Source organism: Streptococcus oralis, assembly GCF_026782375.1.
GTDB classification, from domain to species: domain Bacteria; phylum Bacillota; class Bacilli; order Lactobacillales; family Streptococcaceae; genus Streptococcus; species Streptococcus oralis_CL.
This window is the reverse complement of sequence record NZ_JAKUWJ010000001.1, coordinates 904,850-930,302: the sequence shown is the minus strand read 5'-3', so window position 1 is coordinate 930,302 and position 25,453 is coordinate 904,850. Positions and strand designations below refer to the sequence as shown.

The following is a 25,453-nucleotide window of genomic DNA, read 5'->3' as shown; positions in this document are numbered from 1 at the left end:
ATCCTATCTATTTTTATATAAAATAGAATAAATGTTCGAAAATAGGGGGGGTTATGAAATCGAATCGTTATATTATTGCCTTTGCTGGGGTCATTTTACACTTAATGCTGGGTTCGACTTATGCTTGGAGTGTTTATCGCAACCCTATTATTGAAATAACGGGATGGGATCAGGCTTCTGTTGCCTTTGCCTTCAGTCTAGCAATCTTTTGTTTGGGATTATCGGCTGCATTTATGGGGCGTTTGGTAGAAAAATTTGGTCCGAGAGTCATGGGGAGTCTATCTGCTTTTCTATACGCAGGTGGAAATATCTTAACAGGATTTGCAATAGATCGGCAGGAGCTGTGGTTGTTGTATCTCGCTTATGGCATTTTAGGTGGGCTTGGTTTGGGAGCAGGCTATATTACCCCTGTGTCAACGATTATAAAATGGTTTCCTGATAAACGTGGTCTCGCAACAGGTTTAGCGATTATGGGGTTTGGTTTTGCTTCTTTATTGACTAGTCCCATAGCGCAACATCTCATCGCAGGGGTAGGGCTTGTAGAAACTTTTTATATTTTAGGTGCAAGTTACTTTATTATCATGCTCCTAGCTTCACAATTCATTAAGCGTCCAAATGAGCAAGAGCTTGCAATTTTATCTGTTTCAGGGAAAGAAAAAACAGCCTCTTTGACGCAAGGAATGGCTGCGAATCAGGCCCTGAAAAGTAATCGGTTTTATATACTTTGGATTATTTTCTTTATCAACATAGCTTGTGGTTTAGGCTTAATTTCAGCGGCATCGCCAATGGCACAGGAGATGGCTGGCTTGTCTACAAGTCATGCAGCAGTAATGGTGGGCGTTTTAGGGATTTTCAATGGGTTTGGTCGTTTGCTCTGGGCGAGTTTATCTGACTATATCGGTCGCCCTCTAACCTTTAGTATATTACTGCTTGTCAATCTTTTCTTTTCTCTCTCACTTTGGCTCTTTACGGATTCCGTTTTATTTGTAGTCGCTATGTCTATTTTGATGACTTGCTATGGAGCTGGTTTTTCATTGATTCCGGCTTATCTCAGTGATATTTTTGGAACCAAGGAATTGGCAGCTCTGCATGGATATATTTTAACAGCTTGGGCAATGGCTGGTTTAGCAGGGCCTATTTTATTAGCAGAGACTTATAAAATAGCTCATTCTTACACACAAACCTTGTTCGTTTTTCTCATTTTATATAGTATAGCCTTGGCTTTGTCTTATTATCTAGGGCGTTCAATCAAAAAGGAAATCCAAAAACCGCTTACATGATTTTCCTTAAGGATTCTACTATCTTTTGCCCCGCTCTTGTGTTATACTAGATAGGTTGCAAAGAAACTCATACTTTTCTTTCGTGGAAAAGAAGCAACACGGTATCTCGTTTGAAGAAGATACGTCATGAAAAGAAAAGTATATACTAAGCGCTATAGGATGGCTTCGCACCATCTTTAGAAAGAAGAAAAACGTGAAATTTAATGAATTTAACTTGTCTGCTGATTTGCTAGCAGAGATTGAAAAAGCTGGATTTGTAGAAGCAAGTCCTATCCAAGAGCAAACTATTCCCTTGGCTCTCGAAGGAAAAGACGTTATCGGTCAAGCTCAGACTGGTACAGGGAAAACCGCAGCCTTTGGCTTGCCAACCCTTGAAAAAATCCGTACAGAAGAAGCAACTATCCAAGCCTTGGTCATCGCTCCAACTCGTGAACTCGCTGTTCAAAGCCAAGAGGAACTCTTCCGATTTGGCCGTAGCAAGGGAGTGAAAGTTCGCTCAGTTTATGGTGGTTCAAGCATCGAGAAACAAATCAAGGCCCTTAAATCTGGTGCCCATATCGTGGTAGGAACACCAGGCCGTCTTTTGGACTTGATTAAACGCAAGGCTTTGAAATTGCATGATATTGAAACCCTCATCCTTGATGAAGCGGATGAAATGCTCAATATGGGCTTCCTTGAAGACATCGAAGCTATTATCTCGCGTGTCCCTGAAAGTCGTCAAACCTTGCTCTTTTCAGCAACCATGCCTGAAGCCATCAAACGTATCGGTGTTCAGTTTATGAAAGAACCTGAGCATGTGAAGATTGCTGCAAAGGAATTGACAACAGAGCTGGTGGACCAGTATTATATCCGTGTCAAGGAACAAGAAAAATTTGATACTATGACGCGTCTCATGGATGTGGAACAACCAGAGCTTGCTATCGTATTTGGTCGTACCAAACGCCGTGTAGATGAATTGACTCGTGGTCTTAAAATCCGTGGCTTTCGTGCAGAAGGGATTCATGGTGATTTGGACCAAAACAAACGTCTTCGTGTCCTTCGGGATTTTAAAAATGGCAATCTAGATGTTCTGGTAGCGACTGACGTGGCAGCCCGTGGTTTGGACATTTCAGGAGTGACTCATGTCTACAACTACGATATTCCACAAGATCCTGAAAGTTATGTTCACCGTATCGGTCGTACAGGTCGTGCTGGTAAGTCAGGTCAATCCATTACCTTCGTAGCTCCAAATGAAATGGGCTATCTCCAAATCATCGAAAACTTGACCAAGAAGCGCATGAAAGGCCTTAAACCTGCAAGTGCAGAGGAAGCCTTCCAAGCTAAAAAGCAAGTGGCGCTCAAGAAAATCGAACGTGATTTCGCAAATGAAGAAATTCGTTCCAACTTTGAGAAATTTGCTAAAGACGCTCGTAAATTAGCGGCTGAATTTAGTCCTGAAGAATTGGCTATGTATATCTTGAGTCTGACTGTCCAAGATCCTGATAGCCTTCCAGAAGTGGAGATTGCACGTGAAAAACCATTGCCATTTAAACCATCAGGTAATGGCTTCGGTGGCAAATCTAAGGGAGGTCGAGGAGGTCATCGTGGAGACGACCGTCGAGACCGTGATCGCCGTGGCAATGGTCGTCGCGATGAGTTCAAGAAAGGTAGTCGTGGAAACGACCGCTTTGATAAAGACAGACGTTACCGTAATAAAGACAATAAAAAACCTCGCAACACTTCAAGCGAAAAGAAAACAGGCTTTGTTATTCGTAACAAGGGAGACAAATAGGAAAAAGCGATTCACTGGGTGAATCGCTTTTATATATAAGGAGACCAAGGGTAAAAGAAGATGGTTGATAGTAAAGGATAGGTGAAACGGAAAGGGATTTATCATGTCATCTTCTTATAATGTTATAATATCAAAAACAAAATAGGATGTCAATAAAAAATTGCTTTTTTTCTAAAATATTTTTGCTGTTCAAAATTGCAATTAAATAAGCAATTTTCAGATAATAATTGAAAATTCAGGCTCTTTATGTTATAATGATAGCGATTAAATGCGAGGTAAAAAATGGCACATTTATTAGAAAAAACAAGAAAAATTACTTCCATCTTGAAACGCTCAGAGGAACAACTTCAAGATGAACTTCCCTACAATGCGATTACACGCCAGTTGGCAGATATCATTGATTGTAACGCTTGTATTGTGAATAGTAAGGGACGTCTCTTGGGCTATTTCATGCGTTACAAGACAAATACAGATCGAGTAGAGCAGTTTTTCCAAACTAAGATTTTCCCAGAGGACTATGTGCAAGGGGCAAACATGATTTACGATACAGAAGCTAATCTTACTGTAGATCATGATTTGAGTATCTTCCCAGTCGAAAGTCGCTCTGATTTTCCAGATGGCTTGACAACCATTGCTCCGATTCATGTATCAGGGATTCGCCTAGGTTCCTTGATTATTTGGCGCAATGATAAGAAATTTGAAGATGAGGATTTGATTCTTGTTGAGATTGCGAGCACGGTGGTAGGGATTCAACTCTTGAACTTCCAACGTGAAGAAGATGAGAAAAATATTCGCCGTCGTACGGCTGTTACCATGGCGGTCAATACCCTTTCCTATTCAGAACTTCGTGCCGTTTCAGCTATTTTAGCTGAGCTGGATGGAAATGAAGGACAGCTGACTGCGTCTGTTATTGCAGACCGTATTGGCATTACACGTTCAGTGATTGTCAATGCGCTTCGTAAATTGGAGTCTGCGGGAATTATTGAGAGTCGCTCATTAGGAATGAAGGGGACTTATCTCAAAGTTCTAATTGGTGATATTTTTGAGGAAGTGAAAAAGAGGGACTACTAATGGCAAAGGCTTTAATCTCGATTGACTATACAGAGGATTTCGTAGCAGACCATGGAAAGCTAACTGCTGGAGTGCCAGCTCAAGCTATATCAGAGGCAATCAATCAAGTAACTAGACTGGCTTTTGATCGAGGAGACTATGTCTTCTTCACTATTGATGCTCATGAGGAGAAGGATACCTTCCACCCGGAAAGTAAACTCTTTCCACCGCACAACATCATTGGGACTAGTGGCCGTAACCTCTATGGCCCCCTAGCTGATTTCTATGCGGAAAATAAGGACGATAGTCGCGTCTTTTGGATGGACAAACGTCACTATTCAGCATTTTCAGGAACGGATCTCGATATTCGCCTGCGAGAACGTCGGGTTACTACAGTTATCTTGACAGGGGTTCTGACCGATATTTGTGTCCTTCATACGGCTATTGATGCCTACAATTTAGGTTATGACATTGAAGTTGTCAAACCTGCGGTTGCCTCTATCTGGCCAGAAAATCATCAGTTTGCTCTAGGACATTTTAAGAACACTCTGGGAGCTAAATTGCTAGATGAAAATCTGTCTGAAATTAAAGAATGATTCCCTTGGAAAAATGAAAAAAATCTGAAAAAAGTGTTGACAAAGATTTTGAAAGTTGATATACTAGTAAAGTAATCGACGCGGGGATGGCGGAATTGGCAGACGCGCAGGACTAAGGATCCTGTGACCGCTTTAGGTCGTGAGGGTTCAAGTCCCTCTCTCCGCATAGGGTAAGAGTTAGCTTTGGCTAGCTCTTTTTGTTTTTTCAAGGAGGGCTAGAGCTGCAGTTCGACTATCGGAAGAGATTGGTATCAAGAACTGTCTTTTTATGAGAAAGCTTGCTATACTAAGGGTGAGAGAAAGGAATGTCAAATCATGTGTGTCGAATGTTATAGTGAGAAAAATCGTGTGACCCCCTTACTGAACCCTCTGGAGTGTTTAAGAGAGCATAGGCAATATATTTGTAGCCATTGTGGTCGTTGTATCTGTATAGAGCATACGAAAAACGGTTTACAGCGTTGGAATTTTCCGTTCAAATCGCTAGAAATTACTAGCTATTATTTACGGGCGGCAGATTATAGTATGAAGACAAGCTGTGGCATTTACCAAATCAAGTCAAATAAAGGAAGGATTTCATATAAGATTTTTGCCAACAGGGAAGCTTTAGCAGACTACCTCAAGAAGAATCCAGATAAAAGATGCGACAACTTGCAACCAAGCTTTTCTATCTAGCCTTATCAAGAATTTCCTCAAACACAAGTCAGGAAATTAAAAGTCGAAGAAATTGAAAAATACTTAGCTGAAAGATGATGCCCATCATATATAGAATGAAGTAGATTTTTGATTAGTAAATTATTTGTTTAGATAAGAAGAAAAGTTAGCGGACGCTAGCTTTTTTGTTTTTTCAAAAATAAATCAAAAAGTTTTTTCGATTTCATAAACATTTCATATTTGGATTTTATAATAGTCTTACAAATATGGAGGTGACAAATGAATCCAATCCAAAGAGCTTGGGCTTATGTCAGCAGAAAACGACTGAGAAGTTTTATTTTATTTCTGATTTTATTTGTCCTTTTAGCAGGAATTTCAGCCTGTTTGACGCTGATGAAGTCCAACAAAACAGTAGAAAGCAATCTTTACAAATCACTCAATACTTCATTTTCTATCAAAAAGATCGAAAATGGACAGACCTTCAAGTTGTCTGACCTTGCATCCGTGAGCAAGATTAAGGGACTGGAAAATGTCTCTCCTGAACTAGAAACGGTCGCAAAACTAAAAGATAAGGAAGCGGTGAGTGGTGAGCAGAGCGTAGAACGCGATGATTTGTCAGCATCAGACAAGAACTTGGTTAGCTTAACGGCTCTCGAGGATTCATCCAAGGATGTCACCTTTACCAGTTCGGCTTTCAATCTAAAAGAAGGGCGACACCTTCAAAAAGGGGACTCCAAGAAAATCCTTATCCATGAAGAGTTAGCCAAGAAGAATGGTCTTTCGCTTCATGACAAGATTCGCTTGGATGCTGGTCAGTCCGAAGCTGGAAAAGGGCAAACAGTTGATTTTGAAATTGTCGGCATCTTTTCTGGTAAAAAACAAGAAAAGTTCACAGGCTTGTCTTCCGACTTCAGTGAAAACCAGGTCTTTACAGACTATGAAAGCAGTCAAACGCTTCTGGGAAATAGTGAACCTCAAGTCAGTGCAGCGCGCTTCTATGTAAAAAATCCTAAGGAAATGGACGGACTCATGAAGCAGGTGGAAAACTTGGCTTTAGAAAGTCAAGGTTACCAAGTTGAGAAGGAAAACAAGGCCTTTGAACAAATCAAAGACTCAGTGGCAACCTTCCAAACCTTCCTGACCATCTTTCTTTATGGGATGTTGATAGCTGGAGCAGGAGCCTTAATTTTGGTATTGTCTCTCTGGTTGAGAGAAAGGGTCTACGAAGTGGGGATTCTTCTGGCACTTGGAAAAGGCAAGAGTTCGATCTTCCTCCAGTTCTGTTTAGAGGTAGTTTTGGTATCACTTGGAGCTTTGCTTCCATCCTTTATCGCTGGAAATGCCATCACATCCTATCTACTCCAAACTGTACTAGCCAGTGGAGATCAGGCAACCTTACAGGACACGCTGGCCAAAGCAAGTGGTCTATCAACCAGTCTCCTATCCTTTGCAGAATCCTATGTCTTTCTGCTCCTGATTGGTTGCTTGTCTGTAGCCCTTTGTTTCGTATTTCTATTTAGAAAATCGCCGAAAGAAATTTTATCATCTATTAGTTAAGAAGGAGAAATCATGACTTTATTACAATTGCAAGATGTTACCTACCGTTATAAGAACACTGCTGAAGCAGTTTTATATCAGATCAAGTATAATTTTGAACCCGGAAAATTTTATAGTATCATTGGTGAGTCAGGAGCAGGAAAATCCACTCTCTTGTCCCTACTTGCTGGTCTAGATAGCCCTGTCGAGGGTTCTATCCTTTTCCAAGGAGAGGACATTCGGAACAAGGGGTATTCTTATCATCGCATGCACCATATTTCCCTGGTCTTTCAAAATTATAACTTGATAGATTATCTTTCTCCGCTGGAAAATATCCGCTTGGTCAACAAAAAAGCCAGCAAGGATACACTTCTTGAGCTTGGTTTGGATGAAAGTCAGATCAAGCGGAACGTTCTCCAGTTATCAGGTGGTCAACAGCAACGTGTAGCCATCGCTCGCAGTTTAGTCTCAGAAGCTCCAGTTATTCTAGCTGATGAGCCAACAGGAAATCTGGACCCTAAAACTGCTGGAGATATTATCGAACTGCTCAAATCACTTGCCGAGAAAACAGGTAAATGTGTGATTGTCGTCACCCACAGTAAAGAAGTGGCACAAGCGTCAGATATTACACTTGAATTGAAGAATAAGAAACTAACTGAAACTCGCAATACTACAAAATAAGATGAGCTTGTTTTGATAGAATTATAAAATCAAATCTAGAAAGGGAACCTATGTTACACAACGCATTTGCCTATGTTACAAGGAAGTTTTTCAAATCTATTGTTATCTTCCTGATTATTCTCCTCATGGCGAGCTTGAGTTTGGTCGGCTTGTCGATCAAGGGAGCTACTGCCAAGGCTTCTCAGGAGACCTTTAAAAATATCACCAATAGTTTCTCCATGCAAATCAATCGTCGCGTCAATCAAGGAACGCCACGTGGTTCTGGGAATATCAAGGGTGAGGATATCAAAAAAATCACCGAAAATAAGGCCATCGAGTCTTATGTTAAACGCATCAACGCCATCGGAGATTTGACTGGATACGACCTGATTGAAACGCCAGAAACCAAGAAAAATCTCACTGCTGACCGAGCAAAACGGTTTGGAAGCAGTTTGATGATTACAGGTGTCAATGACTCCTCTAAAGAAGACAAGTTTGTCTCTGGCTCATATAAGCTGGTTGAAGGTGAGCACCTAACCAACGACGACAAAGACAAGATCCTCATGCACAAGGACTTGGCAGCTAAACACGGTTGGAAAGTCGGAGATAAGGTCAAACTAGACTCCAATATCTACGATGCAGACAATGAAAAAGGTGCCAAGGAAACAGTCGAAGTTACAATCAAGGGACTCTTTGATGGGCACAATAAGTCTGCAGTAACCTACTCACAAGAACTCTATGAAAACACAGCTATCACAGACATTCACACTGCTGCAAAACTTTATGGATACACAGAAGACACAGCTATTTATGGGGACGCAACCTTCTTTGTAACAGCAGACAAGAACTTGGATGACGTCATGAAAGAGTTGAATGGTATCAGTGGTATTAACTGGAAGAGCTACACACTTGTGAAGAGCTCCTCTAACTACCCAGCTCTAGAGCAATCCATCTCTGGTATGTACAAGATGGCCAACCTCCTCTTCTGGGGTAGCTTGAGCTTCTCAGTTCTTCTCCTTGCACTCTTGCTCAGTCTTTGGATCAATGCTCGTCGCAAGGAAGTGGGAATTCTCCTCTCTATCGGTCTCAAGCAGGCAAGTATCTTGGGGCAATTCATCACCGAATCGATTTTGATTGCCATTCCTGCTCTTGTTTCGGCTTACTTCCTAGCCAACTACACAGCCCGTGCCATCGGAAATACTGTTCTTGCCAATGTCACTTCAGGTGTTGCCAAGCAAGCCAGCAAGGCTGCTCAAGCCTCTAATCTTGGTGGTGGTGCAGAAGTAGATGGCTTTAGCAAGACCTTGTCGAGCCTAGACATTTCCATTCAGACATCAGACTTCATCATCGTCTTTGTCCTTGCTCTGGTTCTAGTGGTTCTCGTTATGGCGCTTGCCTCAAGCAATCTCCTTAGAAAACAACCAAAAGAGCTCTTGCTCGATAGTGAATAAAAAACTTGCTACCTATTCTCCCCTAAATGGGGTATAATATAGGTAGCATTTTTATCTATTTCATCTTGATAAGGACTCTACCTATCAGGATGAAACAGAGAAGATTTACAAGAAATTTAAAGGAATGTGAAACGTTTTTTCTATGAAAATTTTAATTGTAGAAGATGAAGAGATGATCCGTGAGGGGATCAGTGACTATTTGACAGATTGTGGTTATGAGACCATTCAGGCTGCGGACGGTGAGGAAGCTCTAGAACAATTTTCCAGCTATGAAGTAGCACTAGTTTTACTGGATATCCAGATGCCCAAGCTCAATGGTTTAGAAGTCCTAGCTGAGATTCGTAAAACCAGTCAGGTTCCTGTCTTGATGTTGACTGCCTTTCAGGATGAAGAATACAAGATGAGTGCCTTTGCTTCTCTGGCAGATGGCTATCTGGAAAAGCCCTTCTCACTCTCCCTTTTAAAAGTGAGAGTAGATGCGATTTTCAAGCGCTACTACGATACGGGACGAATCTTCTCCTATAAGAATACCAAGGTGGACTTTGAGAGCTACAGTGCAAGCCTAGCAGGCGAGGAAGTGGCTATCAATGCTAAAGAGTTAGAAATTTTGGACTATCTGGTGAAAAATGAAGGACGGGCCTTGACTCGATCTCAGATAATCGATGCTGTCTGGAAGGTGACAGATGAGGTGCCTTTTGACCGTGTTATTGATGTTTACATCAAGGAACTGCGGAAAAAGCTAGACTTGGATTGTATCCTCACTGTGCGTAATGTTGGTTATAAATTGGAGCGAAAATGAAACGAACAGGTCTATTTACTAAAATATTTATCTATACCTTCTCGATTTTTAGTGTTCTGGTTATTTGTCTTCATTTAGCCATTTATTTTCTCTTTCCATCAACTTATCTAAGTCATCGTCAGGAAACCATTGGCCAGAAAGCGACAGCCATTGCCCAGTCCCTAGAAGGGAAAGATAGGCAGAGTATCGAGCAAGTGTTGGACTTGTATTCCCAGACTAGTGATATCAAGGGGGCTGTTAAGGGAGAGATGACCGAGGACAAGTTGGAGGTCAAGGACAATCTTCCTCTGGACACGAATCGCCAGACCACCTCTCTCTTTATCGAGGAGCGTGAGGTGACAACCCAAGATGGTAGCACTATGACACTTCAATTTCTAGCTTCGATGGACCTGCAAAAGGAAGCGGAGCAGATTAGTCTCCAGTTTCTCCCCTATACCTTACTGGCATCCTTTCTGATTTCCCTCTTGGTGGCCTACATCTATGCTCGGACCATTGTTGCGCCGATCTTGGAAATCAAGCGGGTGACCCGTCGGATGATGGACCTGGATGCTCAAGTGCGGTTGCGCGTGGACTCTAAGGATGAGATCGGTGATCTTAAGGAACAAATCAATAGCCTTTACCAGCATCTTTTGACTGTCATTGCGGACTTGCATGACAAGAATGAAGCCATTCTCCAGTTAGAAAAAATGAAGGTTGAATTCCTACGAGGGGCCTCTCATGAATTGAAAACACCTCTGGCTAGTCTCAAAATCCTAATCGAAAATATGAAAGAAAATATCGGTCGTTATAAAGATAGAGACCACTATCTGGGAGTTGCCTTGGGGATTGTGGATGACCTCAGTCACCACGTTCTTCAGATACTTTCTCTTTCTTCGGTCCAGGAATTGCGAGAGGAGAAGGAAAACATCGACCTACTCCAAATGACGCAAACTCTGGTTAAGGATTATACTTTACTAGCCAAGGAAAGAAAAGTTCAGATAGACATTAGCTTGTCCCATCAGCAGGCTTACATAAACCCATCTGTCATGAAGTTGATTCTATCGAATCTCATCAGCAATGCTATCAAGCACTCCACTTCAGGTGGCCTGGTCCGCATTGGCGATAGAGAAGGAGAACTCTTTATCGAGAATAGCTGTAGTCCTGAAGAACAAGAAAAATTGGCTCAGTCTTTTTCTGGCAATGCTAGTCGCAAGGCCAAGGGTTCAGGAATGGGGCTCTTTGTGGTCAAAAGTTTATTAGAACACGAGAAATTACCTTATCATTTTGAGATGCAAGATGATCGTTTGACCTTCTTCATGTCTTATCCTAAAGTCGATCAAGACTAAGGGAAAGAAAGGGTTTACATTGATTGAGTTGGAAGAAATTCAATCTAAAGTATGGGAAAAACTAGCTTTTTTTGTCAAAAAGTGATAAAATGAACAATGTAAATGGGATGTCCCAAAAAATATATAGGAGGCCTGACAAATGGCAATCGTTTCAGCAGAAAAATTTGTCCAAGCAGCTCGTGACAACGGTTATGCAGTTGGTGGATTTAACACAAACAACCTTGAGTGGACTCAAGCTATCTTGCGTGCAGCAGAAGCTAAAAAAGCTCCAGTTTTGATCCAAACTTCAATGGGTGCTGCTAAATACATGGGTGGTTACAAAGTTGCTCGCAACTTGATCGCTAACCTTGTTGAGTCAATGGGGATCACTGTACCAGTAGCTATCCACCTTGACCACGGTCACTACGAAGATGCACTTGAGTGTATCGAAGTTGGTTATACTTCAATCATGTTTGACGGTTCACACCTTCCAGTTGAAGAAAACCTTAAATTGGCTAAAGACGTTGTTGAAAAAGCACACGCTAAAGGTATCTCAGTAGAAGCTGAAGTTGGTACTATTGGTGGTGAAGAAGACGGTATCATCGGTAAAGGTGAATTGGCTCCAATCGAAGACGCTAAAGCAATGGTTGCAACTGGTATCGACTTCTTGGCAGCTGGTATCGGTAACATCCACGGTCCTTACCCAGCAAACTGGGAAGGTCTTGACCTTGACCACTTGCAAAAATTGACAGAAGCTCTTCCAGGCTTCCCAATCGTATTGCACGGTGGATCAGGTATTCCTGATGAGCAAATCCAAGCAGCTATCAAACTTGGTGTTGCGAAAGTTAACGTTAACACTGAATGCCAAATCGCATTCGCTAACGCAACTCGTAAATTTGCTCGTGACTACGAAGCAAACGAAGCAGAATACGACAAGAAGAAACTCTTCGACCCACGTAAATTCTTGGCTGACGGTGTAAAAGCTATCCAAGCGTCAGTTGAAGAACGTATCGACGTATTCGGTTCAGAAGGTAAAGCTTAATCGAGCTGAACAATACATACAGAACCTGCCCATTGGGTGGGTTTTTTGGTTTGTGAATATATAGCCAATATACTGTAGAAGAACCAATCTTAAGTTGCTAAAAGGTTCTATTTTTTGTACAATAATGCTATGAAAATACTGAAAAAATGGTTTCTTGGCTTTCTTAATTTCATTCTTTTCTTTTTACTCGCTACATTCATCTTTCACCGTATCTGTTTGGAAAAGGAACAAGCCTCACTGACACCTATGGGGCAACAAGTTCTCGTCAATGGACATCAAATAAATGTTTATGTTGAGGGGGATGGTCCTGAGACTATAGTAGTTCTCTCAGGTGCTGGTATTGCTTCTCCTATATTGGATTTTAAAGAAGTATCGGAATCCTTATCGAAACGGTATAAGGTAGTTATAGTGGAGCGGGCGGGATATGGTTATAGTGATGATAGCAATTATTCAAGAGATGTGATGGAGGTTTTGTCTGAGACTCGTCAAGCTCTTTCGCAAGCAAATATCACAGGGCCGTTTATCATTCTGTCTCATTCCATGGCTAGTCTAGAGAGTTTGGCTTGGCAGGAGAAGTATCCTAATGAAGTGAAAGCCTTGATTGGCCTGGATTGGGCACTGCCGTCAAGTTATGAGGATTTAAAGCAAAATCATGCCTTGTTAACTGTGGCATATTGGAGCAGCAAGATTGGTTTATTACGTTATTTCCCTGAATCCTTTTATATAAAAAATCAAACTCTGATTGAGAGTGAACGAAAACAATATAAACTTCTAGCTTATAAGCAGTTGATGTCACAAGCCATGCTTCGTGAATCCCAAACGGTAAAGGAAAATGCCAAGAAAGTTCCCTCAAACATTAATCCGAAAATTCCCACCTTACTAATGGTTTCTAATGGTGATGGTACTAGCTTTAGCCAATTTGAGTGGCAACGTTATGCAGAGAGATTTGCAAGTGACCAGTCTAATGTTCAAGTTGTCTATATGGATGCGCCTCATGACCTCTATCATTATCAAAGCGATGCTATTGTTTCTCGCATTAAAGAATTTTTAGAGAATAATTGAGGGCTTAAAAATCCATTGAGACTGATGATAATAATTGAAAGGTAATGACTTATGAATAATTCTTATATTTTACTTAGACATGCTCATTCAAGATTTTCAAGTGATGATTTTAATAGAACTTTATCAGAAAAAGGATTTTCATCTCTTGACCAGTTAGAGTTTTTGAATTCTTTTAATATTGATTATTATTTTTCCAGTCCTTATAAACGAGCATTTGAAACGATTAATAGCTCGCCAATTCAATTTGATAAAATAGTTCTTGATAATCGGTTACGAGAGCGAAAATTATCTTCAACCTTTATAAAAGATTCTGAGTTTGAAGACAGTATTAAATATTTATGGCAAAATCCCAGTGAATCTCTTTCAGAAGGGGAATCAAATCAAGATGCACTAGCTAGAGTACTAAATTTTTTAATGGAATTGGAAGAGAGATACTCAGAAAAAACGATTTTACTTAGTTCACACGGGAATTTGATAGGAATACTACTACATCACTTTGATTCCAGTTTTGATTATGAAAAATGGGAGCAGATGACCTTTCCAGATTGTTTTCTAATTGATAGAAATGGGATTGTGAAAAGAATTATGAAAGATTAGTTCTTTGATTAAATAGTGAATCATATAGGTCAAAATAGTTTGCTTTTTATAATTCGTAGCCTGCCCAATGGGCAGGTTTTTTGGTGTTTTAAGGAAAATATCAAACCAGAATTTTTGTTTAAAAGTATGATTTTAAGAGAGAAATCTCTAATTTCATAATCCATAGGCAAACGCTTGCATTCTAGTTTTTATTGGACTATAATAGGTTGGTATAAAGCCTTCTGTAGTAATAAAATGTAGAAGGTGTAGAAAGTAAGGATTTAGATATTTGTAGTCAAAAATACAATGTTGCTATTCCTTGCGATAGGGAGAGATTTATGGCAATGATAGAAGTGGAACATCTTCAGAAAAATTTTGTGAAGACAGTGAAGGAGCCGGGGTTAAAGGGAGCTTTGCGCTCCTTTATTCATCCTGAAAAACAGACCTTTGAAGCGGTCAAGGATTTGACTTTTGAAGTTCCCAAGGGGCAGATTTTAGGTTTTATCGGGGCAAATGGTGCTGGGAAGTCAACCACCATCAAAATGCTGACAGGGATTTTAAAACCGACATCTGGCTATTGTCGGATCAATGGCAAGATTCCTCAGGACAATCGTCAAGACTATGTCAAGGATATCGGAGTCGTTTTCGGACAACGTACCCAGCTATGGTGGGATCTGGCGCTGCAAGAAACCTACACGGTATTAAAAGAGATTTACGATGTGCCAGACTCGCTCTTTCATAAGCGCATGGACTTTTTGAATGAAGTCTTGGATTTGAAGGAATTTATCAAGGATCCCGTGCGGACTCTTTCACTTGGTCAACGGATGCGGGCAGATATTGCGGCTTCCTTGCTTCACAATCCCAAGGTTCTCTTTTTAGATGAGCCGACCATTGGGTTGGACGTTTCGGTCAAGGATAACATTCGCCGAGCTATCACTCAGATTAACCAAGAGGAAGAGACAACCATTCTCTTGACCACTCACGACCTGAGCGACATTGAACAGCTCTGTGATCGGATTTTTATGATTGATAAGGGGCAAGAGATTTTTGATGGGACGGTTAGCCAGCTCAAGGAAACCTTTGGCAAGGTGAAGACTCTTTCCTTTGAACTGCTACCAGGTCAAAGTCATCTCCGTTCTCACTATGAAGGCTCTTCGGATATGACCATTGATAGACAAGGAAACAGTCTCAATATTGAATTCGATAGTTCCCGCTACCATTCGGCTGATATTATCAAGCAAACCCTGTCTGATTTTGAAATCCGCGATTTGAAGATGGTGGATACGGATATTGAGGATATTATCCGTCGCTTCTATCGAAAGGAGCTCTAAGATGGTCAAATTGTGGAGACGTTATAAACCCTTTATCAATGCAGGGATTCAGGAGTTGATTACCTATCGAGTCAACTTTCTACTTTATCGGATTGGGGATGTTATGGGAGCTTTTGTTGCTTTCTATCTCTGGAAGGCTGTCTTTGATTCCTCGCAAGAATCTTTGATTCAGGGCTTTAGTATGGCAGACATCACCCTCTACATCATTATGAGTTTTGTGACCAATCTTTTGACTAGGTCGGATAGCTCCTTTATGATCGGGGAGGAGGTCAAGGATGGTTCCATTATCATGCGCTTGTTGCGACCAGTGCATTTTGCGGCCTCTTATCTCTTTACGGAGCTTGGTTCCAAGTGGTTGATTTTTATCTCTGTTGGACTGCCATTTTTAAGTGTCATTGTCTTGATGAAAATCTTATCAGGACAAGGAATTGTAGAATTGCTGGGCTTAACCATCCTTTATCTTTTTAGCTTAACTCTAGCCTACCTAATCAACTTTTTCTTTAATATCTGCTTTGGATTTTCAGCCTTTGTCTTTAAAAATCTATGGGGTTCCAATCTACTCAAGACTTCTATAGTGGCCTTTATGTCTGGAAGTCTGATTCCCTTGGCTTTCTTTCCAAAGATTGTTTCTGATATTTTGTCCTTCTTGCCTTTTTCATCTTTGATTTATACTCCAGTTATGATCATTGTTGGGAAATACGATGCCAGTCAGATTCTTCAAGCACTCTTGCTACAGTTCTTCTGGCTCATAGTGATGGTGGGCTTGTCTCAGTTGATATGGAAACGAGTCCAGTCCTTTATCACTATTCAAGGAGGTTAGTATGAAAAAATATCAACGCATGCATTTGATTTTTATCAGACAATACATCAAGCAAATCATGGAATACAAGGTCGATTTTGTGGTGGGCGTGTTAGGAGTTTTTCTGACTCAAGGCCTGAACCTCTTGTTTCTCAATGTGCTCTTTCAACACATTCCTTCCTTAGAAGGCTGGACTTTTCAAGAAATCGCCTTTATCTATGGATTTTCCTTAATTCCCAAGGGACTAGATCATCTCTTTTTTGACAATCTCTGGGCTCTGGGGCAACGTTTGGTGCGAAAAGGAGAGTTTGACAAGTACCTGACGCGTCCTATCAATCCTCTTTTTCACATCTTGGTTGAGACCTTTCAGATTGATGCCTTGGGCGAACTATTGGTCGGTGGTATTTTGTTAGCGACAACGGTATCTAGTATTGCTTGGACTCTTCCAAAATTCCTGATTTTTCTAGTCTGTATTCCTTTTGCGACCTTGATCTATACTTCCTTGAAAATCGCGACTGCCAGTATCGCTTTTTGGACCAAGCAGTCAGGTGCCATGATTTACATTTTTTATATGTTTAATGACTTTGCCAAGTACCCAATTTCCATTTACAATTCCCTTCTTCGTTGGTTAATTAGCTTTATCGTACCTTTCGCCTTTACGGCCTACTATCCTGCCAGCTATTTCTTGCAGGATAAAGACGGGCTCTTTAACATTGGTGGGTTGATTCTGATTTCCCTTGTTTTCTTTGTTATTTCTTTAAAACTCTGGGACAGGGGCTTGGACGCTTACGAAAGTGCGGGTTCTTAAGATATAAAATAGGATGAGAGTTAAAAATTAAATATGTTAAAAACAACCGTTGAAAATTATTGCGGTTGTTTTTGCATGTTTATTAAGGCACGAATTCTATCCATACCCCTTTTTGCGATTTTGGTAATTATTCCAGTTGATTGATAATATTTTTGATGGGAGGAATGAGTTTATATTGTACCCAGTTAACTATAATATTTATTGACTAACCTATTTGTTAACATGGATTAAAAAAAAAATTAACCTGGGTTAATTTTTCTTGACTTAAATTTTTTTAATTGATATACTATTTTTCAGAGAGCTAACAATTATATATAAATGTACTACTCTATCCCACTAGATAATACGTCATAAAACTTTTTATAACAAAGGCTAGCAAAGTTAAAGTTTTCTATCTATTGGGTTTAAAATAAAAAATGAAGGAATTATAATGAAAAAAAGTACGGTATTGTCATTAACTACTGCTGCAGTTATTTTAGCAGCATATGCCCCAAATGAGGTAATTTTAGCAGATGCACCTAGTTCTGAAGATGCTTTAAGAATTTCTGATAAAGAAAAAGTAGTAGCAGATAAAGAAACAGAAAACAATGAACAATCTGAAGAACTTCATAATGTTATAGAAACTTCAAAGGATACTGAGGAGAAGAAGACAACAGTTATTGAGGAAAAAGAGGTTGTTAGTAAAAAGTCTGTGATAGACAAAAAAACTAGTAACGAAGGAGCAAGTATCAAAGAAGACTCCAATCAATCCAAAGGATATAATGCAGACTCGTCTACAAGTAAGGACACGGAAAGTCCCAAAAAAGAAGATAAAGTTGTCTATATTGCTGAATTTAAAGATAAACAATCTGGAGAAAAAGTAATTAAGGAACTATCCAATCTTAAGGATACAAAAGTTTTATATACCTATAATACGATTTTTAATGGCGCTGCCATTGAAACAACTCCAGATAATTTGGACAAAATTAAACAAATAGAAGGTGTTTCGTCGGTTGAACGATCACAAAAAGTCCAACCAATGATGAATCATGCCAGAAAGGAAATTGGAGTTGAGGAAGCTATTGATTACCTAAAGTCTATTAATGTTCCATTTGGGAAAAATTTTGATGGTAGAGGTATGGTCATTTCAAATATCGATACTGGAACAGATTATAGGCATAAGGCTATGAGGATCGATGATGATGCCAAAGACTCAATGAAATTTAAAAAAGAAGACTTAAAAGGCACTGATAAAAATTATTGGTTGAGTGATAAAATCCCTCATGCGTTCAATTATTATAATGGTGGTAAAATCACTGTAGAAAAATATGATGATGGTAGGGATTATTTTGACCCACATGGGATGCATATTGCAGGGATTCTTGCTGGAAATGATACTGAAAAAGACATTAAGAACTTTAATGGCATAGATGGAATTGCACCTAATGCACAAATTTTCTCTTATAAAATGTACTCTGACGCAGGATCTGGGTTTGCGGGTGATGAAACAATGTTTCATGCTATTGAAGATTCAATCAAACACAATGTCGATGTTGTTTCGGTATCATCTGGCTTTACGGGAACAGGTCTTGTAGGCGAGAAATATTGGGAGGCTATTAGAGCATTAAGAAAAGCAGGAATCCCAATGGTTGTTGCTACAGGTAACTTTGCGACTTCTGCTTCAAGTTCTTCTTGGGATTTAGTAGCCAATAATAATCTGAAAATGACAGATACTGGAAATGTAACACGAACTGCCGCACATGAAGATGCAATAGCCGTTGCTTCTGCTAAAAATCAAACAATTGAATTTGATAAAGTTAACATTGGAGGACAAAGTTTTAAATACAGAAATATAGGAGCTTTTTTCGATAAAAATAAAATCCTAACAAATGAGGATGGGTCAAAAACTCCAAATAAATTAAAATTTGTATATATAGGTAAAGGTCAAGACCAAGATTTGATAGGCTTGGATCTTAAGGGCAAAATTGCAGTAATGGATAGAATTTATACCAAGGATTTAAAAGATGCTTTTAAAAGAGCTATGGATAAAGGCGCACGTGCCATTATGGTTGTAAATACTGTAAATTACTACAATAGAGATAATTGGACAGACCTTCCAGCTATGGGATATGAAGCGGATGAAGGGACTACTAGTCAAGTATTTTCAATTTCAGGAGATGATGGTGTAAAATTATGGAACATGATTAACCCTGATAAAAAAACTGAAGTCAAAAGAAATAATAAGGAAGATTTTAAAGATAACTTAGAACAATACTATCCAATTGATATGGAAAGCTATAATTCTAATAAACCGAATGTAGGTGATGAAAAAGAAATTGACTTTAAATTTGCACCTGACACAGACAAAGAACTTTATAAAGAAGATATTATCGTTCCAGCAGGGTCTACATCTTGGGGGCCAAGAACAGATTTGCTTTTAAAACCGGATGTTTCAGCACCTGGTAAAAATATTAAATCCACTCTAAATGTTATTAATGGTAAATCCACTTATGGTTATATGTCAGGAACTAGCATGGCAACTCCAATCGTAGCAGCTTCTACTGTTTTGATTCGGCCAAAATTAAAGGAATTGCTTGAAAGACCTGTCTTGAAAAATCTTAAGGGAGATGACAAAATAGACCTCACAAGTCTTACAAAAATAGCCCTACAAAATACTGCAAGACCTATGATGGATGCAACCTCTTGGAAAGAAAAGAGTCAATACTTTGCATCACCTAGACAGCAGGGAGCGGGGCTAATTAATGTTGCTAATGCTTTGAGAAATGAAGTTGTAGCTACTTTTAAAAACACGGATTCTAAAGGTTTGGTAAATTCATATGGTTCCATTTCTCTTAAAGAAATAAAAGGTGATAAAAAATACTTTACAATCAAGCTTCACAATACCTCAAATAGACCTCTAACCTTTAAAGTTTCAGCATCCGCAGTAACTACAGATGCTCTAACTGATAGACTAAAACTCGATGAAACATATAAAGATGAAAAATCTCCGGACGGGAAGCAAATTGTTCCAGAAATTCACCCAGAAAAAGTCAAAGGAGCAAATATCACATTTGAGCATGATACTTTCACTATAGGTCCAAATTCCAGCTTTGATTTAAATGCGGTTATAAATGTTGGAGAAGCTAAAAACAAAAATAAATTTGTAGAATCATTTATTCATTTTGAGTCAGTGGAAGAAATGGAAGCTCTAAACTCCAACGGTAAGAAAAGAAACTTCCAACCTTCTTTGTCGATGCCTCTAATGGGATTTGCTGGGAATTGGAACCACGAACCAATCCTTGATAAATGGGCCTGGGAAGAAGGATCAAAATCAAAAGCAATGGAAGGTTATGATGATGATGGTAAACCAAAAATTCCAGGTACCTTAAATAAGGGGATTGGTGGAGAACATGGTATAGATAAATTTAATCCAGCAGGAGTTATCCAAAATAGAAAAGATAAAAATACAACATCCCTAGATCAAAATCCAGAATTATTTGCTTTCAATAACGAAGGAATCAACGCACCTTCATCAAGTGGCTCTAATATTGCTAAAATCTATCCTTTAGATTCAAATGGAAATCCTCAAGATGCTCAACTTGAGAGAGGATTAACGCCTTCTCCACTTGTATTAAGAAGTGCAGAAGAAGGGGTGATTTCAATAGTAAATACAAATAAAGAAGGAGAAAATCAAAAAGACTTAAAAGTCATTTCGAGAGAACACTTTATTAAAGGAATTTTAAACTCTAAAAGAAATGATGCAAAGGGCATTAAATCTTCTAAGCTAAAAGTTTGGGGTGACTTGAAATGGGATGGACTCATTTATAACCCGAGAGGTAGAGAAGAAAATGCCCCAGAAAGTAATGACAAAAAAGATCCTGCTACTAAGATACGAGGACAATTTGAACCGATTGCGGAAGGCCAATATTTCTATAAATTTAAATATAGATTAACCAAGGATTACCCATGGCAGGTTTCCTATATTCCTGTAAAAATTGATAACACCCCTCCAAAGATTGTTTCAATTGATTTTTCAAACCCTGAAAAAATTAAGTTGATTACAAAGGATACTTATCACAAGGTCAAAGAGCAATACAAGAATGAAACGCTATTTGCGAGAGATCAAAAAGAACATCCTGAAAAATTTGACGAGATTGCCAACGAAGTTTGGTATGCTGGGGCCGCTCTTGTTAATGAAGATGGAGAGGTTGAGAAAAATCTTGAAGTAACTTATGCAGGTGAGGGTCAAGGACGAAATAGAAAACTTGACAAAGACGGAAATACCATTTATGAAATTAAAGGTGCAGGAGATTTAAGGGGCAAAATCATTGAAGTGATTGCATTAGACGGTTCTAGCAATTTCACAAAGATTCATAGAATTAAATTTGCTGATCATGCTGATGAAAATGGGATGATTTCCTATTATCTAGTAGATCCTGATCAAGATTCATCTAAATACCAAAAGCTTGGCGAGATTTCCGAATCTAAATTTAAAAATTTAGAAAATAGAAAAGAGGATAGTCTTAAAAAAGATACAACTGAAGTAGAACATCATCATCAAGAAAATGAAGAGGCTACCGAAGAAAAATCTAGCTTGACTATTCATAAAACTATTTCAACAATTAGAGATTTTGAAAGCAAAGACTTAAAGAAACTCATTAAAAAGAAATTTAGAGAAGTTGATGACTTTACAAGTGAAACTGGTAAGAGAATAGAGGAATACGATTATAAATACGACGATAAGGGAAATATCATTGCTTATGACGATGGTAGTGCCTTACAATATGAAACTGAAAAACTTGACGAAATCAAATCAAAAATTTATGGCATTCTAAGCCCGTCTAAAGATGGACACTTTGAAATTCTTGGAAAGATCAGTAATGTTTCTAGAAATGCCAAGGTATATTATGGCAATAATTATAAATCGATAGAAATCAAAACGACCAAGTATGATTCACATTCAAAAGCGATGACATTTGATTTATACGCTAATATTAATGATATTGTGGATGGATTAGCTTTTGCAGGAGATATGAGATTTTTTGTTAAAGATGGTGATCAGATAAAAGCTGAAACTAAAATTAGAATGCCTGAAAAAATTAAGGAAACTAAAACAGAATATCCGTATGCATCAAGTTATGGGAATGTAATAGAATTAGGAGAAGGAGATCTTTCAAAAAATAAACCAAACAATTTAACGGACATGGAATCTGGTAAAATCTATTCTGATTCAGAAAAACAACAATATCTATTAAAGGATAACATCATTCTAAGAAAAGGCTTTGCACTAAAAGTGACTACCTATAATCCTGGAAAAACGGATATGTTAGAAGGGAATGGAGTCTATAGCCAGGAAGATATAGCAAAAATCCAAAAGGCCAATCCTAATCTAAGAGTCTTATCAGAAACAACAATTTATGCTGATAGTAGAAATGTTGAAGATGGAAGAAGTACTCAATCAGTATTAATGTCGGCTTTGGACGGCTTTAACATTGTAAGATATCAAGTGTTTACATTTAAAATGAATGATAAAGGGGAGGCAATCGATAAAGATGGCAATCTTGTAACAGATCCTTCTAAACTGGTATTATTTGGTAAAGATGGTAAAGAGTACACAGGAGAGGATAAGTCCAATGTAGAAGCTATTAAAGAAGATGGCTCTACGTTATTTATTGATGCAAAACCAGTAAACCTCTCAATGGACAAGAACTACTTTAATCCATCTAAATCTAATAAAATTTATGTACGAAATCCAGAATTTTATTTAAGAGGTAAGATTTCTGATAAGGGTGGTTTTAACTGGGAGTTGAGAGTTAATGAATCTGTTGTAGATAATTATTTAATCTATGGAGATTTACACATTGATAACACTAGAGATTTTAACATTAAGCTTAATGTTAAAGACGGTGACATCATGGACTGGGGAATGAAAGACTATAAAGCAAACGGATTTCCAGATAAGGTAACAGATATGGATGGAAATGTTTATCTTCAAACTGGCTATAGCGATTTGAATGCGAAAGCGGTTGGAGTACACTATCAATTTTTATATGATAATGTAAAACCAGAAGTAAACATTGATCCTAAGGGAAATACAAGTATCGAATATGCTAACGGAAAATCTGTAGTCTTTAACATCAATGATAAAAGAAATAATGGATTCGATGGTGAGATTCAAGAACAACATATTTATGTAAATGGAAAAGAATACAAATCATTTGATGATATTAAACAACTAACAGATAAGACACTAAACATTAAGATTGTTGTAAAAGATTTCGCAAGAAATACAACCGTAAAAGAATTCATTTTAAACAAAGATACGGGAGAGGTAAGTGAACTAAAACCTCATAGGGTAACTGTAACCATTCAAAATGGAAAAGAAATGAGTTCAACGATAGTGTCGGAAGAAGATTTTATGTTACCTGTCTATAAGGGTGAATTAGAAAAAGGATACCAATTTGATGGTTGGGAAATTTCTGGTTTCGAAGGGAAAAAAGACGCCGGCTATGTTCTTAATCTATCAAAAGATACCTTTATAAAACCTGTATTCAAGAAAATAGAGGAGAAAAAGGAGGAGGAAAATAAACCTACTTTTGATGTATCGAAAAAGAAAGAAAAAACACAATCTGATTCAACTAATGATGTCAACAGTATTGTTTCTGATGAAAATGATAAAAACTTTGAAATTGACAAGAACGTTTATCTAAATGAACAAGGGAACTTAACTAATAAAAATACTAACATCAATAGTAAATCAACTAGTAACAATCCTAATCAGTTGCCAAAAACCGGAACAGCAAGCGGAGCCCAGACACTATTAGCTGCCGGAATCATGTTTATAGTAGGAGCTTTTCTTGGATTGAAGAGAAAAAATAAAGATTAAGACAAAAGCTATAGAAAAAATGCTTTAAGTACTGAGATTAGATAGTGAGGTGATGACATAGTTTTGTGAAAATATTGATTTATAAATATATTATTTAGATTTCTATGAAAATAGGAGATTTTAAAGAGATATATGTAAAAGCCTTGTCACAGGACAGGCTTTTTCTAATGGAGATGGGTTCTGTTTAACGTCTGTGTCTCCTGCTTATAAATAAAAACTAAAATTTATATTTTTGTGGTATAATATATATTAACAAGTACTTGTTTTCGTTCCGTTTTAGAGGACTATAGGCTGTTAATCATTTTAGAATTTTTTGCATAGATTTTCTAAAAATTATAAAAATCCATGGATAATAACGGATGAAGTCTCGTAAGCTTGGCTGAATAGAAATCAAAAAGGAGAAAATTATGAATAAGAAAGAATGGGTAAAACAATTTGAGGAGGTCAATGGCCGCAAGCCGACTGCATCAGAATTAGCAGAGGCGCAGTCAACTAAAAAGTTTGCGAGAGGAACTAGAAACATTAAAATCTATATTGGGTTAGTCCTCGGTATTTTGGTTGCTATAATCCTAGTAAGTGTTTTCTCGCATTCTTTGATTGGAAAGAAAGAGTCAAATCAAGCATCGTCTGCTGTTTCAACTACAGAGTCAACAAGTCAATCGTCTACAAGCCAAGGAAAAACAGATGAGGCTGATAAGGATAAACAAGAGGAAATTCAGAAACTCAAGGATCAACTGACTGCTTTAGATACCAAAATTACTGAAGCAGAAGCACTTGTTAGCAAGTTAAAGAAAGAAACTACCGTTCCAAAACTAGATATTGAAGCAATCAAGAACAATGATTTGTCTAGTTTAGAAGGCACTTGGCGTAGTCAATCTGGTAATGAATACATTATTAAGAATTCTGGAGAAGTAGATGCGACTTGGTTTACAAATGATCAAAAGTACGAATCTGTAGTTGGATTAAAGGTATCAAAAGGTCAAGATAGTCGTAACCCTGAGACAGCTTCTATCAGTGCGTTGGTAAAAGATTCTGTTGCTGGAGGATTTGTAGTAGTTGCTGTTCCAAGTGGAGTTGTTATGCAACCTGCTGATGATGGAAAGATTACGGATAAAAGCAATCATGCTGAAGAAAGACTACTTTCGGGCCAAGATTATGGATCGATGTTAATGAAACCAGAAGATGTTTACTATCGTGTGAAACCAGATACCAGTAAACTTGAGGAAGCAGAAAAGAACTTAGCTCAACTACAAGCAGATCGAGAAGCAATCAAATCTTCTCTAGAGTCAAAGGAAAAGAAAAACTAGATGGTATTTGTTCAAAAATACTGTTACAATCGGCAAAATCAAGAAGTCCATTAGGGCTTTTTTTCTTTTATCACTACTATTCAACCACATAGACAGAGATATTGACCAGATAGGCAAAAGGTCTTGTTCTTGAAAAATTCCTCTGCTATAATGATTCATGTAAGGGCGTGAGAGGTCAGTATCAGACAACTCAAGAACCAAAAAAGAAAATGGAGACAAAAAAATGAAAAAATTATTAGGACTTGTATTTTTAGTAGCAGCAGCGCTAGTATTGTATTTTGGATCTGTTGGCTGGCCAAGTTTGGATGTCAATCTCTGGTCACTGATTCCAGTTGGCTTGTTCCTCTATTTCACTCTAGAAAATCTTTTGAAAAAAGACTATAAGGCTAGTCTGATGTGCTTGATTATTGCCTTTATCATTGCAAATGCTATTTTTGATCTCTTGCCAATTTCAAGTGGTTTGGTGATTGGTGCCGGTGTGTTAGCTTGTGTAGGAATTGGCTACCTCTTTCCTGATAAAGATAAAAAAGAAGACAAATAGAAAAGTCTCGAGAAACCTCGAGAC

General features: G+C 38.4%; 18 protein-coding genes and 1 tRNA gene. All 19 read left to right on the top strand.

Translation table 11 applies throughout. From position 1 onward, the window contains the following. Nucleotides 1-53: 53 nt before the first annotated feature. Nucleotides 54-1,280: an OFA family MFS transporter gene (locus MK409_RS04630; protein WP_268705486.1), complete on the top strand. Its 1,227-nt coding sequence runs from the start codon at nt 54-56 to the stop codon at nt 1,278-1,280. 193 nt (nt 1,281-1,473) lie between these two features. Beyond that, complete coding sequence (locus MK409_RS04625) at nt 1,474-3,051, top strand: DEAD/DEAH box helicase (RefSeq protein ID WP_000671068.1); 1,578 nt, start codon at nt 1,474-1,476, stop codon at nt 3,049-3,051. Nucleotides 3,052-3,333: 282 nt separating this feature from the next. After that, nucleotides 3,334-4,122 (top strand): GTP-sensing pleiotropic transcriptional regulator CodY, encoded by a 789-nt coding sequence (codY, locus tag MK409_RS04620; protein WP_000940728.1) that lies wholly within the window; start codon nt 3,334-3,336, stop codon nt 4,120-4,122. Continuing rightward, complete coding sequence (locus tag MK409_RS04615) at nt 4,122-4,697, top strand: cysteine hydrolase family protein (protein WP_001029655.1); 576 nt, start codon at nt 4,122-4,124, stop codon at nt 4,695-4,697. Before codY ends, MK409_RS04615 begins: the two co-directional genes overlap by 1 nt. An 80-nt stretch (nt 4,698-4,777) precedes the next feature. Beyond that, nucleotides 4,778-4,863: transfer RNA gene (locus MK409_RS04610), tRNA-Leu, on the top strand. 764 nt (nt 4,864-5,627) lie between these two features. Beyond that, entirely contained in the window at nt 5,628-6,905 is a 1,278-nt protein-coding gene (locus MK409_RS04600) for an ABC transporter permease (protein WP_268705485.1), read from the top strand. Nucleotides 6,906-6,917: 12 nt separating this feature from the next. Next, the gene (gene vex2 / locus MK409_RS04595; RefSeq protein ID WP_000173736.1) at nt 6,918-7,565 is read left to right on the top strand and encodes an ABC transporter ATP-binding subunit Vex2; all 648 of its coding nucleotides are present in this window, start codon (nt 6,918-6,920) and stop codon (nt 7,563-7,565) included. Between the two features lie 50 nt (nt 7,566-7,615). Further along, a complete protein-coding gene (vex3, locus tag MK409_RS04590) occupies nt 7,616-8,995 on the top strand; it encodes an ABC transporter permease subunit Vex3 (RefSeq protein ID WP_000903002.1) in 1,380 nt (459 codons plus the stop codon). A gap of 142 nt (nt 8,996-9,137) precedes the next feature. After that, complete coding sequence (vncR, locus tag MK409_RS04585) at nt 9,138-9,794, top strand: response regulator transcription factor VncR (RefSeq protein WP_000697949.1); 657 nt, start codon at nt 9,138-9,140, stop codon at nt 9,792-9,794. Further along, nucleotides 9,791-11,119, top strand: coding sequence for a sensor histidine kinase VncS (gene vncS, locus MK409_RS04580; RefSeq protein ID WP_000831365.1), 1,329 nt, complete (start codon nt 9,791-9,793; stop codon nt 11,117-11,119). The genes vncR and vncS overlap by 4 nt, the downstream gene beginning before the upstream one ends. A gap of 139 nt (nt 11,120-11,258) precedes the next feature. Continuing rightward, nucleotides 11,259-12,140, top strand: coding sequence for a class II fructose-bisphosphate aldolase (locus tag MK409_RS04575; RefSeq protein ID WP_033688381.1), 882 nt, complete (start codon nt 11,259-11,261; stop codon nt 12,138-12,140). Between the two features lie 129 nt (nt 12,141-12,269). Beyond that, nucleotides 12,270-13,202 (top strand): alpha/beta fold hydrolase, encoded by a 933-nt coding sequence (locus MK409_RS04570; RefSeq protein ID WP_061421605.1) that lies wholly within the window; start codon nt 12,270-12,272, stop codon nt 13,200-13,202. Nucleotides 13,203-13,253: 51 nt separating this feature from the next. After that, nucleotides 13,254-13,799, top strand: a complete 546-nt coding sequence (locus MK409_RS04565) for a histidine phosphatase family protein (RefSeq protein ID WP_045613970.1) — start codon at nt 13,254-13,256, stop codon at nt 13,797-13,799. A gap of 317 nt (nt 13,800-14,116) precedes the next feature. Next, nucleotides 14,117-15,109: an ABC transporter ATP-binding protein gene (locus MK409_RS04560; protein ID WP_061421241.1), complete on the top strand. Its 993-nt coding sequence runs from the start codon at nt 14,117-14,119 to the stop codon at nt 15,107-15,109. 1 nt (nt 15,110) lies between these two features. After that, nucleotides 15,111-15,929 carry an ABC transporter permease gene (locus tag MK409_RS04555; RefSeq protein ID WP_000240154.1) on the top strand — a complete coding sequence of 273 codons (819 nt, stop codon included), beginning with the start codon at nt 15,111-15,113 and terminating at the stop codon, nt 15,927-15,929. Nucleotide 15,930: 1 nt separating this feature from the next. Further along, a complete protein-coding gene (locus MK409_RS04550; RefSeq protein ID WP_000760747.1) occupies nt 15,931-16,716 on the top strand; it encodes an ABC transporter permease in 786 nt (261 codons plus the stop codon). A gap of 430 nt (nt 16,717-17,146) precedes the next feature. After that, nucleotides 17,147-23,581, top strand: a complete 6,435-nt coding sequence (locus tag MK409_RS04545; RefSeq protein WP_268705484.1) for a S8 family peptidase — start codon at nt 17,147-17,149, stop codon at nt 23,579-23,581. A 407-nt stretch (nt 23,582-23,988) separates the two neighbouring features. Continuing rightward, nucleotides 23,989-24,888, top strand: a complete 900-nt coding sequence (locus tag MK409_RS04540; RefSeq protein ID WP_268705483.1) for a DUF6287 domain-containing protein — start codon at nt 23,989-23,991, stop codon at nt 24,886-24,888. A gap of 223 nt (nt 24,889-25,111) precedes the next feature. Continuing rightward, nucleotides 25,112-25,429, top strand: a complete 318-nt coding sequence (locus MK409_RS04535) for a hypothetical protein (protein ID WP_008289485.1) — start codon at nt 25,112-25,114, stop codon at nt 25,427-25,429. Nucleotides 25,430-25,453: the final 24 nt, after the last annotated feature.

Coding starts and splice junctions, on each gene's coding strand:
- vex3 (WP_000903002.1), top strand. CDS start 7,616: ATGTTACACAACGCATTTGCCTATGTTACAAGGAAGTTTTTCAAATCT.
- MK409_RS04615 (WP_001029655.1), top strand. CDS start 4,122: ATGGCAAAGGCTTTAATCTCGATTGACTATACAGAGGATTTCGTAGCA.
- vex2 (WP_000173736.1), top strand. CDS start 6,918: ATGACTTTATTACAATTGCAAGATGTTACCTACCGTTATAAGAACACT.
- MK409_RS04555 (WP_000240154.1), top strand. CDS start 15,111: ATGGTCAAATTGTGGAGACGTTATAAACCCTTTATCAATGCAGGGATT.
- MK409_RS04560 (WP_061421241.1), top strand. CDS start 14,117: ATGGCAATGATAGAAGTGGAACATCTTCAGAAAAATTTTGTGAAGACA.
- vncR (WP_000697949.1), top strand. CDS start 9,138: ATGAAAATTTTAATTGTAGAAGATGAAGAGATGATCCGTGAGGGGATC.
- MK409_RS04540 (WP_268705483.1), top strand. CDS start 23,989: ATGAATAAGAAAGAATGGGTAAAACAATTTGAGGAGGTCAATGGCCGC.
- MK409_RS04570 (WP_061421605.1), top strand. CDS start 12,270: ATGAAAATACTGAAAAAATGGTTTCTTGGCTTTCTTAATTTCATTCTT.
- MK409_RS04565 (WP_045613970.1), top strand. CDS start 13,254: ATGAATAATTCTTATATTTTACTTAGACATGCTCATTCAAGATTTTCA.
- MK409_RS04550 (WP_000760747.1), top strand. CDS start 15,931: ATGAAAAAATATCAACGCATGCATTTGATTTTTATCAGACAATACATC.
- MK409_RS04600 (WP_268705485.1), top strand. CDS start 5,628: ATGAATCCAATCCAAAGAGCTTGGGCTTATGTCAGCAGAAAACGACTG.
- MK409_RS04535 (WP_008289485.1), top strand. CDS start 25,112: ATGAAAAAATTATTAGGACTTGTATTTTTAGTAGCAGCAGCGCTAGTA.
- MK409_RS04630 (WP_268705486.1), top strand. CDS start 54: ATGAAATCGAATCGTTATATTATTGCCTTTGCTGGGGTCATTTTACAC.
- MK409_RS04545 (WP_268705484.1), top strand. CDS start 17,147: ATGAAAAAAAGTACGGTATTGTCATTAACTACTGCTGCAGTTATTTTA.
- MK409_RS04575 (WP_033688381.1), top strand. CDS start 11,259: ATGGCAATCGTTTCAGCAGAAAAATTTGTCCAAGCAGCTCGTGACAAC.
- codY (WP_000940728.1), top strand. CDS start 3,334: ATGGCACATTTATTAGAAAAAACAAGAAAAATTACTTCCATCTTGAAA.
- vncS (WP_000831365.1), top strand. CDS start 9,791: ATGAAACGAACAGGTCTATTTACTAAAATATTTATCTATACCTTCTCG.